Source organism: Streptomyces sp. NPDC001056 (genome assembly GCF_053598955.1).
On record NZ_JBSFLI010000039.1, the window covers coordinates 42004 to 55206 of the forward strand.

Genomic DNA, 13203 nt, shown 5'->3' on the forward strand with positions numbered 1-13203 from the left:
ACGAAGGCCCGCCGCCCCGAGGGGCGGCGGGCCTTCGCCGTGACGCCGTGCGCGGCTCAGCCGGTCACTGCCCGGCGAACTTGTCGCTCACGGACTTGTACACGCCCTTGGCCACGTCACCGAAGCGGGGACCCGCCAGCCAGCCGGACGTCACCGGGCCGATCGAGGTGTTGGACACCAGCGCGGGCTTGCCGTCCGAGCCGGTCTCCACCCAGCCGCCGCCGGACGCGCCACCGGTCATGGTGCAGCCGATCCGGTACATCGTCGGGTCGTCCTGGTTGAGCGAGAGCCGGCCCGGCTTGTCCTGGCACTGGTACAGCAGCTGGCCGTCGTACGGCGGCGCCGCCGGGTAGCCCGAGGCCGTCATGTGCTGCACCTTCGGCACGGCCGGCGCGTCGAAGTCCACCGGCAGCGCTCCGCCGACGGTCTCCTCCAGCGACTTGCCGCCGTTGCCCTGCTCCGGCGTCACATGGATGACCGCGAAGTCGTACGGGGCGCCGTCGCCGCCGGTCTCGCCGCCCTTGTCGATCCACTGCTGGGAGGTCTGCGCCGCGTCCGCCCACCAGACGCCGTACGGCGCGATCTGCTCCCGGGTGGCGTTCTGCAGCTGGTCGACCGACTTGGCCGCGTTGTTGTACGACGGCACGAAGGCGAGGTTGCGGTACCAGCCGCCGCTCTTGCCCGCGTGCACACAGTGGCCCGCCGTCCACACGAGGTTGGACTTGCCGGGGTGCGCGGGGTCCTCCACGACCGTGCCCGAGCAGACCATGTGGCCCTCGGGGGAGTCGAAGAACACCTTGCCCGAGGTGGCCGCGTTGGCGTGGTACGGCGCCGCGACCTGCCGCGCCTTCACCGGCTGCGGCGTCGGGTCGGTCACGCCCTGGTCACCGGAGATGTCGTTGTCGTCGACGCCCTTGTCGGGGTCGCCCGCGTGCCGCATCCGGTTCGGGTCCCACAGGCCCTTGATGATCGGGTTGATGAAGTCGTTGGCCTCGCGCAGCCAGTCCTTGCGGTTCCAGTCCTTCCAGGCGCCGTTCTTCCACTTGTCGATGTCGATCCCGTGTTCCTTCAGCTTCTGCCGCAGGTCGTCCGGGATCTTGATCTTTCCGTCGCCGGTGCCGGCCGCGGCGGCGGAGGCGGACGGGTTGCCGTCGGCTTGGTCGTCGCCGCCGCAGGCGGTGGCGGTCAGCGCCAGCGCCGAGGCGAGGGCGACCGCCGCCAGCGAGGTCGAGGCGCGGCGGGTGCGGGCGCCCCTTTCCCGCCGGCTGGTGGACGACGGCCGTATGGATCGCATGTTCTTGACTCCCCGTGTGGTGACGGAACTTCGGCGCGCGGCCATGGCATCGGCCGCCCTCCCACGGAGAGTTCGGGCCGGTCCCATGACCTTTGGGAACGGCATCACACCCTATGCGGTCGGCGAGCGGGACTTCCGCCTGAACGGCAACGGTTTCGCTACGAGCGGTGTCCGGTCCGCCACATCGATCCGGGGCCAGGCCGTGACCCCGCCGTGTGGTGAGCGGTTGTAGGGGGCGGGGGGCCCGCTGCCTGCCCTGGTCCCCGTGGATCAACTCGCCTGTCTACAGCGGGAGGACAGCCAGCCGTGGCCGTGACCGAGTCGTTGGCGGAAGAAGCGCACGGGCCGGCGGGTGCCGCGCACGAGGGGATCCTGCGGCGCCAGTCGGCGCGCGAGTCCTCGGCGCGCACCTACGCACGGGCCCTGCCCATCGTGCCCGTGCGGGCGCGCGGGCTGACCATCGAGGGCGCGGACGGCCGCCGCTACCTGGACTGCCTCTCCGGCGCGGGCACGCTCGCGCTCGGCCACAACCATCCGGTGGTGCTGGAGGCGGTCCGCCAAGTCCTCGACTCGGGCGCGCCGTTGTCGGTCCTGGACCTCGCGACGCCGGTCAAGGACGCGTTCATCACCGAGTTGTTCCAGACCCTCCCGCCGGGGCTCGCCGGGCGGGCACGGGTGCAGTTCTGCGGGCCGGCCGGGACGGACGCGGTCGAGGCCGCGCTCAAGCTGGTCCGGGCCGCGACGGGGCGCCCCGGATTCCTCGCCTTCACCGGGGCCTACCACGGCATGACCGCGGGCGCGCTGGCCGTCTCCGGCGGCGCGCCCGAGGTCCAGGTGGCCCGGCTGCCCTATCCGCAGGACTACCGCTGCCCCTTCGGCGTCGGCGGTCCCCACGGCGCCGAACTCGCCGCGCGCTGGACCGAATCCCTCCTCGACGACCCCAAGTCGGGCGTCCCGCTGCCCGCCGGGATGATCCTCGAACCGGTCCAGGGCGAGGGCGGGGTGCTCCCGGCCCCGGACGACTGGCTGCGCCGGATGCGCCGTCTCACCGCGGACCGCTCCATCCCGCTGATCGCCGACGAGATCCAGACCGGGGTCGGTCGCACCGGCGCCTTCTGGGCCGTCGACCACAGCGGCATCACCCCCGACGTCATGGTCCTCTCCAAGGCCATCGGCGGCAGCCTGCCCCTGGCCGTCATCGTCTACCGCGACGACCTCGACCTGTGGCAACCGGGCGCGCACGCGGGCACGTTCCGCGGCAACCAGCTGGCGATGGCGGCGGGCACGGCGACGCTGGCGTTCGTCCGGGAGAACGGGCTGGCGGAACGGGCGGGCCGGCTCGGTGCGCGGATGACGGGGCAACTACGGGCTGACCTGGGGGGATTGGCGTGTGTCGGGGAGGTGCGGGGGCGGGGGTTGATGATCGGGGTGGAGATGGTGCGGCCGGAGAGGGCCGGGCCGGTGGGCGGGAGACCGGGCGCCCGGGTCCCCGAGGCGGCGGCCGACGGGCGGCCCGCGGGCCGCGGCGCGGGTGTGGGGCGGCCCGGTGAAGAGCCCGCCGGCGATCGCCCGGACGTGGCGTCACTGCTCGGCGGGGTGCCTGCCGGCCCTGGCCCCGGTGCGGCTCGTACCGCCGGGGGTTCCGCCGCGGACGACGCGCGCCGGGTGCCGTCCGGCCCGTACCCCGTACCCGCTCCCCGCCCCGCCGCCCCCGAACTCGCGCGGGCCGTCCAGCGCGAGTGCCTGCGGCGGGGGCTCATCGTGGAACTCGGCGGTCGGCACTCCTCGGTGGTCCGGCTGCTGCCGCCGCTGACGATCAGCGACGAGCAGGCGGCGGCCGTGGTGGACCGGCTGACCGACGCGGTGGGGGCGGTGGCCCGGGAGGACGGGACGCGGGGGCCGCACGCGGCACGTGGACACGATCAGGACCCGCTCTGACCGGCACGGCCGCCGCACCCGCCCGGCCCCACCGCCGGGGCCGCCGGGACGGGCGAGCGGCCGGCACGAAGACCTCTCCCACGCACAAGCGACCGCCCGTTCCCTCGACACCGCCGGCCTCAGGCCCCCGCTGACCCGCCCCGCACCCCCCGAGGAGCCGTCTTGAACACCACCCCCACCCCCGACGGCCGTTCCGGCGGTCCCGACGAACACGGGGCCGGGGCCCCGTTCGTCGAGGCGGTACCGCAGCAGCGCAGGCGGGTCGCGGACCCGACCCGGCGGACCGAGCCCGGGGCCGAGCCGCTGGACGACCCCGACGCCGGGGTCGCGGCGCAGGCCGCCGCCGTGGAGAACCTGTTGCGCTGCTGGGTACGGGAGACCGGGCTGCGTGCTCCGACGACCGGCACCCTGCGCATCGCGCTGCCCGCCAGCGGCACGTGCCTGCTCGCGCCGGTCCGGTACTGGTCCCCGACCGGCTGGCACCGCTTCGGGCCTCCCCGGTTCGCCGACGCGCCCGACTCCGCACCGGCCGTGGACGCCGCCACCCTCGCCGCGCTGCTCACCAGGGAGAGCGCGGGCGACGAGGGGGACCTCGTGGCGAGGGTGGCCGACTCCCTCCGGCGCACCGCCACCTTCATCCGCGACCGGCGCGCACACCCCGCCGACCACCCCGACCTCTTCCTCGGCACCGAACAGGCCCTTCTCCTCGGCCACCCCCTGCACCCCACCCCCAAGAGCCGCGAGGGCCTGACCGAGGCGGAAACCCCCCGCTACTCACCGGAGTCGCGCGGCTCCTTCCCGCTGCACTGGATGGCCGTGGCCCCCGCCCTGATCGCCACCGACTCGGCCTGGACCGAGCGCGGCCGCCTCGTCCCCGCCGACCGCCTCGCCCGGCATCTCGCCGGCACCTCCCTGCCCCTGCCCGACGGATACACCGCGCTCCCGCTGCACCCCTGGCAGGCCCGCGAGGTACGCCACCGCGCCCCCGTCGCCGCGCTGCTCGACGCGGGACTCCTCCGGGACCTCGGCCCGCACGGCCCCGCCTGGCACCCCACCTCCTCCGTGCGCACCGTGTACCGCTCCGGCGCCCCCGCCATGCTCAAGCTGTCGCTCGGCCTGCGGATCACCAACTCCCGCCGGGAGAACCTGCGCAAGGAACTGCGGCGCGGGGTCGAGGTGCACCGGCTGCTGCGCGCGGGACTGTTCAGGCAGTGGCAGGCCGCCCACCCCGGCTTCGACCTCGTGCGCGACCCGGCATGGCTCGCCGTGGACGACCCCGACGGTCTGCCGCTGCCCGGACTCGACGTCGTGATCCGGCACAACCCCTTCACCCCGGCCGACGCCGCCGCCTGCCTCGCCGGACTGGTCTCGCCCCGGCCACTCGCCGAAGTCGCCCCCGTCCCCGGTCCCGGGCCCACCCCCGGCACCCACCCCGCCGGTCCCGTCCCGCCCACGCGGTCCCGGCTCTCCCACCTCCTCGGCCGCCTCGCCACCCGCACCGGTCGCCCCCTGCCCGCCGTCGCCACGGAATGGTTCCTGCGCTACCTGGAGCAGGTCGTCCGCCCCGTTCTCTGGCTGGACGCCGAGGCGGGCATCGCCCTCGAAGCCCACCAGCAGAACACCCTCGTCCTGCTCGACCGGGACGGCTGGCCCGCGGGTGGCCGTTACCGCGACAACCAGGGCTACTACTTCCGCGCCTCCCGCCGCGCCGAACTCGACGCCCGGCTGCCCGGCATCGGCGAGCACAGCGACACCTTCGTCTCCGACGAGGTCACCGACGAACGCTTCGCCTACTACCTCGCCGTCAACAACGTCTTCGGCCTGATCGGCGCCCTCGGCTCCCAGCACCTCGCCGACGAGCGGCTGCTCCTCGCCGCGTTCCGCCGCTTCCTCACCGGCCTCGCCACCGGCCCCGCGGCCCCGCGCACCCCCCTGCCCGCCCGGCTGCTCGACTCGCCCGTCCTGCGCTGCAAGGCCAACCTGCTGACCCGGCTGCACGGGCTGGACGAACTCGTCGGCCCGGTCGACACCCAGTCCGTGTACGTCACCATCGCCAACCCCCTTCACCCGTAAGGCCCATTCCCAGCGCGGAGAGGAACCCGCCGTGCCGCCCACCGACGTGCGCACCGCCCCCACCGAGTTCCTGGACCTCTTCACCGACAGGGCCGCCGAGTTCACCGACGGCCCCGGTGACGACCTCCTCGACGGCCTCCACGCCTGGGGCCCGGCGCGAACCCCCGTCGGCACCTTCCGGTTGACGCCCGTCCGCATCGACCGGGACCTGCCGCTCCTGCACCGCTGGATGAACGACCCCGCCGTCGCCGAGTTCTGGGAACTGGCCGGCCCCCGGCACCGCACGGCCGGCCATCTGCGCGCCCAACTCGACGGCGACGGCCGCAGCGTGCCCTGCCTCGGCGTCCTGGACGGCACCCCGATGAGCTACTGGGAGATCTACCGGGCCGATCTCGACCCGCTGGCCCTGTACTACCCCGTGCTGCCCCATGACACCGGCATCCACCTGCTCCTCGGCGCGGCAGGCGACCGGGGCCGGGGGCTCGGCTCCGCCCTCCTCAGGGCCGTGGCCGACCTCGTACTCGACCGGCGCCCCGCGTGCGCCCGCGTCGTGGCCGAACCCGATCACCGCAACACGCCGTCCCTCGCCGCGTTCCTCGGCGCCGGTTTCCGGTACGCGGCCGAGGTCGAGCTGCCCGGCAAGCGGGCCGCGCTCATGATCCGGGACCGGGTGCTGCGCGATGTGCTGTAGCGTCGAGTGAGCGGAGTCTCACCATGGGTGTGAACGGCCTCCGTCTGTCGGTCCCGGGCCGTAGGGTGGTCGGGCTATGACGAAGCCCTCCCTCCCCGAACTCCTGCATGCCGCCGTCGCCGCGGTCGGCGGCACGGAGCGCCCCGGCCAGGTGACCATGGCCGAGTCGGTCGCCGAGGCGATCGACGACGGATCCCATCTGCTGGTCCAGGCCGGCACCGGCACCGGAAAGTCGCTGGGCTATCTCGTGCCCGCGCTCGCGCACGGGGAGAGGGTGGTCGTCGCGACGGCCACCCTCGCCCTCCAGCGCCAGCTGGTGGAGCGCGACCTGCCGCGCACCGTCGACGCCCTGCACCCGCTGCTGCGCCGCCGCCCCGAGTTCGCCATGCTCAAGGGCCGCTCCAACTACCTGTGCCTGCACCGGCTGCACGAGGGCATGCCGCAGGACGAGGAGGACGGCCTCTTCGACCAGTTCGAGGCCGCCGCGCCCACCAGCAAGCTGGGCCAGGACCTGCTGCGGCTGCGCGACTGGTCGGACGAGACGGAGACCGGCGACCGGGACGACCTCACCCCGGGCGTCTCGGACCGCGCCTGGGCGCAGGTGTCGGTGTCCTCGCGGGAGTGCCTGGGCGCCACCAAGTGCGCTTACGGCGCCGAGTGCTTCGCGGAGGCGGCCCGCGAGCGCGCCAAGCTCGCCGAGGTCGTCGTCACCAACCACGCGCTGCTGGCCATCGACGCCATCGAGGGCGCCCCGGTGCTGCCCCAGCACGAGGTGCTGATCGTGGACGAGGCCCATGAACTCGTCTCCCGGGTCACCGGCGTCGCCACCGGCGAGCTGACCCCCGGCCAGGTCAACCGTGCCGTGCGGCGGGCCGCGAAACTCGTCAACGAGAAGGCGGCCGACCAGCTCCAGACCGCCGCCGAGGGTTTCGAGCGGCTGATGGAGCTGGCCCTGCCGGGGCGCCTTCAGGAGATCCCGGAGGACCTCGGCTACGCCCTGATGACCCTGCGGGACGCCTCCCGTACGGTCATCTCCGCGATCGGTGGCACCCGCGACAAGTCCGTCCAGGACGAGGACGCCGTCCGCAAGCAGGCCCTGGCCTCCGTCGAGGCGGTCCACGACGTGGCGGAGCGGGTGCTGAACGGCTCGGAGTGGGACGTGGTCTGGTACGAGCGGCACGACCGCTTCGGCGCCTCCCTGCGCATCGCCCCCATGTCGGTCTCGGGACTGCTCCGGGAGAAGCTGTTCGCCGACCGCGCCGTCGTCCTCACCTCGGCGACCCTCAAGCTGGGCGGCGACTTCAACGGCGTCGGCGCCTCCCTGGGCCTCGGCCCCGAGGGCGTCGAGGGCGAGGACCTGCCGCAGTGGAAGGGCGTGGACGTCGGCTCCCCCTTCGACTACCGCAAGCAGGGCATCCTGTACGTCGCCAAGCATCTGGCCCGCCCCGCGCGGGACGGCGAGCGCGGCGACATGCTCGACGAGCTCACCGAGCTGATCCAGGCGGCCGGGGGCCGTACCCTCGGGCTCTTCTCCTCCATGCGGGCCGCCCAGCTCGCCGCGGAGGAGCTGCGCTCGCGGATCCCGGAGTACCCCATCCTGCTCCAGGGCGAGGAGACGCTCGGCGAGCTGATCAAGAACTTCGCGGCCGACCCGAAGACCTGTCTCTTCGGCACGCTGTCGCTGTGGCAGGGCGTGGACGTACCCGGGCCCAGCTGCCAGCTGGTCGTCATGGACAAGATCCCGTTCCCGCGCCCCGACGACCCGCTGATGAGCGCCCGCCAGAAGGCGGTGGAGGACGCGGGCGGCAACGGCTTCATGGCGGTGGCCGCCACCCACGCGGCCCTGCTGATGGCGCAGGGCGCCGGCCGTCTCGTCCGCGCGTCGGGGGACCGGGGCGTGGTCGCCGTACTGGACCAGCGGCTGGCGACGGCGCGCTACGGCGGGTATCTCAAGGCGTCCCTGCCGGACTTCTGGTACACCACGGACCGCAACCAGGTCCGCAGGTCGCTCTCGGCGATCGACGCGGCGGCGAAGCAGGCGGAGGCCCAGTGAGCGGGAGGTGTCCGAGCCTGTCCTGAGGAAAACGGGCAGGGCCCCGGAACCGGCGCAGGGGTTCCGGGGCCCGGTCAGGGAGCGAGCGGGGTCCGCTCGCCGCGGGCGTCAGACGCGCCGCAGTACGGCGACCACCTTGCCCAGGATGGTGGCGTCGTCGCCGGGGATCGGCTCGTAGGCCGCGTTGTGCGGGAGGAGCCAGACATGGCCGTCCTCGCGCTTGAAGCGCTTCACCGTGGCCTCGCCGTCCAGCATGGCGGCCACGATGTCGCCGTTCTCCGCGACCGGCTGGCGGCGGACGGTGACCCAGTCGCCGTCGCAGATCGCGGCCTCGATCATGGAGTCGCCGACGACCTTGAGGACGAACAGCTCACCGTCGCCGACGAGCTGGCGGGGGAGCGGGAAGACGTCCTCGACGGACTCCTCCGCGAGGATCGGGCCACCGGCGGCGATCCGGCCCACCAGCGGGACGTACGACGCGGCGGGCTTGCCGCTGGTGTCCGTGGGCTGCACCGACACGGCCTGGTCGGAGCCGCGCACCTCGTAGGCGCGCGGGCGGTGCGGGTCGCGGCGCAGGAAGCCCTTGCGCTCCAGTGCCATCAGCTGGTGCGCCACGGAGGAGGTGCTGGAGAGGCCGACGGCCTGGCCGATCTCCCGCATCGACGGCGGGTATCCGCGTCGCTGCACGGAGTCCCTGATGACCTCGATCACCCGGCGTTGCCGATCGGTGAGTCCTGAGCTGTCCGCCCGGATGCCTGGAGGTCGGCCCGGCAGGGAGCGCCGCTGCCCCTCGGGATTCGTGGCTTCGTTCATCGCGTGTACCGGCTCGACTCGGCCCTGGGAGCGGTCCTGGGCGGTGATGGTGGCACTGTCTGCGGTGGTGGTCACGTCGGCCCCTCTCGATGGTCTCCCTGCTGGACAACGGTAGTTGCTTTCGAAAGGTTGCGCCAAACACACGTTCGAGTGAAAAAGTGCGTTTCACCTGTTGCGATCGCGTGTTTGGGTGTATAGCTGACGCGACATCTGGCGGGCAAAAGCGTTCATCTTGGGACGTTGTACTCTTTCCCGCCGGGGTTGCTGACCTCGTGGGCGCTTCCCCATCCTGCCATCCGGGACCCGGTCCGCCGGGACGAGGGGTCCGTTCTGCGCCGGAGTCCTACCCATCCTCCGTGCGGCGCCCACGGTATCTCCGTAAGAGCCATGCCGACATGGTCGTGCGCCCGCGTGTCCCGGCGGCCCGGTGTCCGCGTCGGGCCGGCGGGCGAGTGCCGAGGGTCTGGCTCCGGGGCGGTCGGGACGGCCGTGAGGGCGCTTCGGGCGCCGTTCTCCCGCGACACGCGACCCGGCCTCGGCGAATGAGTCGATCCCCACATCTAGTGGTTGGATGGCTACAGCAGCCCACAAGTTGTGGTGACCTCGGTCGGGGGCGGCTCCACGATCGCCTATGCTTAGGGCTGCTTCGCGGGGCCCCTGGGGCTCGGCGAGGCTGTTGAGTCTGCTGTGAGGAGGGTTGGAGATCATGCACTGCCCCTTCTGCAGGCACCCCGACAGCCGTGTGGTCGACAGTCGTACGACCGACGACGGCACGTCGATCCGCAGGCGCCGCCAGTGCCCCGACTGCTCCCGTCGTTTCACGACCGTGGAGACGTGCTCGCTCATGGTGGTGAAGCGGTCCGGGGTCACCGAGCCGTTCAGCCGTACCAAGGTCATCAACGGCGTGCGCAAGGCATGCCAGGGGCGGCCTGTCACCGAGGACGCGCTCGCCCAGCTCGGCCAGCGGGTCGAGGAGGCGGTGCGGGCCACCGGGAGCGCCGAGCTGACCACCCATGACGTGGGCCTGGCCATACTCGGTCCGCTCCAGGAGCTCGACCTCGTCGCCTATCTGCGGTTCGCCTCGGTCTACCGGGCGTTCGACTCGCTTGAGGACTTCGAGGCCGCGATCGCGGAACTGAGGCAGACGACGCACGGCCCCGCCGCAGGCGAGGCGGCCGCGGGGGGCCAGGAAGACGAAGACGGGACCGGCGGGACCACCCAGGTCCCCCGGCCCGCGCACGCCGCCGACTGACCGGCGCGCGGAGACGGGGAGAGGGCCCCGGCTCCGGCCGCGAGGCGGCGACCGAAGACCTGTTGCGGGTGGCAGCTGAGGGTGCCCGCAACACCAGACAGAACACCGTGCCACGGGAACAATCGGGGCACTTCAGGGCGTTTTTGCCCGTACAGGGAGGCGGCATGACAGAGACGGCGAGCGGTCCGGCACGAGGTTCCCGAGCCAAGGGCGGCAAGGCGGGAAACAAGGGACTGCACATCGAGCGCATCCACACCACCCCCGGCGTACACCCGTACGACGAGGTCGCGTGGGTGAGCCGTGACGTCGTCATGACCAACTGGCGCGACGGCTCGGTCAACTTCGAGCAGCGTGGCGTCGAGTTCCCCGACTTCTGGTCGGTGAACGCGGTCAACATCGTCACCAGCAAGTACTTCCGCGGTGCCGTCGGCACCCCGCAGCGCGAGACCGGCCTCAAGCAGCTGATCGACCGCATCGTGAAGACGTACCGGAAGGCCGGTGAGGACCACAAGTACTTCGCCTCGCCCGCGGACGCGGAGATCTTCGAGCACGAGCTGGCCTACGCGCTGCTGCACCAGATCTTCAGCTTCAACAGCCCGGTCTGGTTCAACGTCGGCACCTCGCAGCCCCAGCAGGTCTCGGCCTGCTTCATCCTGTCCGTCGACGACTCCATGGAGTCGATCCTCGACTGGTACAAGGAAGAGGGCATGATCTTCAAGGGCGGTTCCGGCGCCGGCCTGAACCTCTCCCGCATCCGCTCCTCCAAGGAGCTGCTCTCCTCCGGCGGCAACGCCTCCGGTCCGGTCTCCTTCATGCGCGGCGCCGACGCCTCCGCCGGCACCATCAAGTCCGGTGGTGCCACCCGCCGCGCGGCGAAGATGGTCGTGCTCGACGTCGACCACCCCGACATCGAGGACTTCATCGAGACCAAGGTCAAGGAGGAGGAGAAGATCCGCGTCCTGCGCGACGCGGGCTTCGACATGGACCTGGGCGGGGACGACATCACCTCCGTCCAGTACCAGAACGCCAACAACTCGGTCCGCGTGAACGACGAGTTCATGAAGGCCGTCGAGGCGGGCGGCGAGTTCGGGCTGCGCGCCCGGATGACCGGCGAGGTCATCGAGCAGGTCGACGCCAAGGCGCTCTTCCGCAAGATCGCCGAGGCCGCGTGGGCCTGCGCCGACCCGGGCATCCAGTACGACGACACGATCAACAACTGGCACACCTGCCCCGAGTCCGGCCGGATCACCGCGTCGAACCCGTGCAGCGAGTACATGCACCTGGACAACACGTCCTGCAACCTGGCCTCGCTGAACCTGATGAAGTTCCTGAAGGACGACGGCCAGGGCCACCAGTCCTTCGAGACCGAGCGCTTCCAGCAGGTCGTCGAGCTGGTCATCACCGCGATGGACATCTCGATCTGCTTCGCGGACTTCCCGACCCAGAAGATCGGCGAGAACACCCGCGCCTTCCGCCAGCTGGGCATCGGCTACGCCAACCTCGGCGCCCTGCTGATGGCCACCGGCCACGCGTACGACTCCGAGGGCGGCCGCGCCCTGGCCGGCGCCATCACCTCCCTGATGACGGGCACCGCCTACCGCCGCTCCGCCGAACTGGCCGCCGTCGTCGGCACCTACGACGGCTACGCCCGCAACGCCGACGCCCACAAGCGCGTCATGCGGCAGCACGCCGACGCCAACGGCAAGGCCGTCCGCATGGACGACCTGGACACCTCGGTGTGGGCCGCCGCCACGGAGGCCTGGCAGGACGTGATCCGCCTCGGCGAGAAGAACGGCTTCCGCAACTCCCAGGCGTCCGTGCTCGCCCCGACCGGCACCATCGGTCTGGCGATGTCCTGCGACACCACCGGCGTCGAGCCCGACCTCGCGCTCGTGAAGTTCAAGAAGCTCGTCGGCGGCGGCTCGATGCAGATCGTCAACGGCACCGTGCCGCAGGCCCTGCGCCGCCTGGGCTACCAGGAGGAGCAGATCGAGGCGGTCGTCGCCCACATCGCCGAGAACGGCAACGTGATCGACGCGCCCGGTCTCAAGCAGGAGCACTACGAGGTGTTCGACTGCGCCATGGGCGAGCGGGCCATCTCCCCGATGGGCCACGTCCGCATGATGGCCGCGATCCAGCCGTGGATCTCCGGCGCCATCTCCAAGACGGTCAACATGCCGGAGACGGCGACCGTCGAGGAGGTCGAGGAGATCTACTACGAGGCCTGGAAGCTCGGCGTCAAGGCGCTCGCGATCTACCGCGACAACTGCAAGGTCGGCCAGCCGCTCTCCGCCAAGAAGAAGGAGGACGAGAAGGCCGAGATCGCGGAGAAGACCGAGGGCACGATCCGTACCGCGGTCGAGAAGGTCGTCGAGTACCGCCCGGTCCGCAAGCGCCTCCCGAAGGGTCGTCCCGGCATCACCACGTCGTTCACCGTCGGCGGCGCCGAGGGCTACATGACCGCCAACTCCTACCCGGACGACGGCCTGGGCGAGGTCTTCCTGAAGATGTCCAAGCAGGGTTCGACCCTCGCGGGCATGATGGACGCCTTCTCCATCGCGGTCTCGGTCGGCCTCCAGTACGGCGTGCCGCTGGAGACGTACGTCTCGAAGTTCACCAACATGCGCTTCGAGCCGGCCGGCATGACGGACGACCCGGACGTGCGGATGGCGCAGTCCATCGTGGACTACATCTTCCGCCGCCTGGCGCTGGACTTCCTGCCCTTCGAGACCCGCTCCGCGCTCGGCATCCACTCCGCCGAGGAGCGCCAGCGGCACCTGGAGACCGGTTCCTACGAGCAGTCCCTCGACGACGACGAGGTCGATGTCGAGGGCCTGGCCCAGTCGGCGCCGCGCGCCCAGGAGCTGAAGGCCGTCGCGGCCCCGAAGGTCGAGGCCGAGTCCGCCGAGCCCGCCCCTAAGCAGGCCCACACCAGCGCCGAACTGGTGGAGATGCAGCTGGGCATCCAGGCCGACGCCCCGCTCTGCTTCTCCTGCGGCACCAAGATGCAGCGCGCCGGTTCCTGCTACATCTGCGAGGGCTGCGGCTCGACGAGCGGCTGCAGCTGACGCTCCCCGAGCGGCAGACTG

At 72.1% G+C, this 13203-nt stretch carries 8 protein-coding genes; 6 read left to right on the forward strand and 2 right to left on the reverse strand.

The genetic code is table 11. The annotated features are described in order from the left end of the window. Positions 1-64: 64 nt before the first annotated feature. The gene (locus ACWDD7_RS32250; protein WP_392216798.1) at positions 65-1294 is read right to left on the reverse strand and encodes a trypsin-like serine peptidase; all 1230 of its coding nucleotides are present in this window, start codon (positions 1292-1294) and stop codon (positions 65-67) included. 306 nt (positions 1295-1600) lie between these two features. On the opposite strand from ACWDD7_RS32250, the gene ACWDD7_RS32255 reads away from it, so the two are divergent. The 4 genes from ACWDD7_RS32255 (at position 1601) to ACWDD7_RS32270 (ending at position 8049) form a co-directional block, all read left to right on the forward strand. Beyond that, the gene (locus tag ACWDD7_RS32255; RefSeq protein ID WP_450459986.1) at positions 1601-3232 is read left to right on the forward strand and encodes a diaminobutyrate--2-oxoglutarate transaminase family protein; all 1632 of its coding nucleotides are present in this window, start codon (positions 1601-1603) and stop codon (positions 3230-3232) included. Positions 3233-3394: 162 nt separating this feature from the next. Then, the gene (locus ACWDD7_RS32260) at positions 3395-5305 is read left to right on the forward strand and encodes an IucA/IucC family protein (RefSeq protein ID WP_450459987.1); all 1911 of its coding nucleotides are present in this window, start codon (positions 3395-3397) and stop codon (positions 5303-5305) included. A 70-nt stretch (positions 5306-5375) separates the two neighbouring features. Next, positions 5376-5996 carry a GNAT family N-acetyltransferase gene (locus ACWDD7_RS32265; protein WP_450460000.1) on the forward strand — a complete coding sequence of 207 codons (621 nt, stop codon included), beginning with the start codon at positions 5376-5378 and terminating at the stop codon, positions 5994-5996. Positions 5997-6072: 76 nt separating this feature from the next. Continuing rightward, entirely contained in the window at positions 6073-8049 is a 1977-nt protein-coding gene (locus ACWDD7_RS32270; RefSeq protein ID WP_450459988.1) for an ATP-dependent DNA helicase, read from the forward strand. Positions 8050-8157: 108 nt separating this feature from the next. Here ACWDD7_RS32270 and lexA read toward each other — a convergent pair whose 3' ends face one another. After that, positions 8158-8937 carry a transcriptional repressor LexA gene (gene lexA / locus ACWDD7_RS32275; protein WP_285562953.1) on the reverse strand — a complete coding sequence of 260 codons (780 nt, stop codon included), beginning with the start codon at positions 8935-8937 and terminating at the stop codon, positions 8158-8160. 631 nt (positions 8938-9568) lie between these two features. On the opposite strand from lexA, the gene nrdR reads away from it, so the two are divergent. Both nrdR and ACWDD7_RS32285 read left to right on the forward strand, forming a co-directional pair. Further along, positions 9569-10114, forward strand: a complete 546-nt coding sequence (gene nrdR, locus ACWDD7_RS32280) for a transcriptional regulator NrdR (RefSeq protein WP_450459989.1) — start codon at positions 9569-9571, stop codon at positions 10112-10114. Positions 10115-10278: 164 nt separating this feature from the next. Beyond that, positions 10279-13182: a vitamin B12-dependent ribonucleotide reductase gene (locus ACWDD7_RS32285; RefSeq protein WP_450459990.1), complete on the forward strand. Its 2904-nt coding sequence runs from the start codon at positions 10279-10281 to the stop codon at positions 13180-13182. The last annotated feature ends 21 nt before the right edge of the window (positions 13183-13203 follow it).

Excerpts from the sequence above, each read along its gene's own strand:
- ACWDD7_RS32250 (WP_392216798.1), bottom strand. The coding sequence starts at position 1,294 with ATGCGATCCATACGGCCGTCGTCCACCAGCCGGCGGGAAAGGGGCGCC.
- ACWDD7_RS32270 (WP_450459988.1), top strand. The coding sequence starts at position 6,073 with ATGACGAAGCCCTCCCTCCCCGAACTCCTGCATGCCGCCGTCGCCGCG.
- nrdR (WP_450459989.1), top strand. The coding sequence starts at position 9,569 with ATGCACTGCCCCTTCTGCAGGCACCCCGACAGCCGTGTGGTCGACAGT.
- ACWDD7_RS32285 (WP_450459990.1), top strand. The coding sequence starts at position 10,279 with ATGACAGAGACGGCGAGCGGTCCGGCACGAGGTTCCCGAGCCAAGGGC.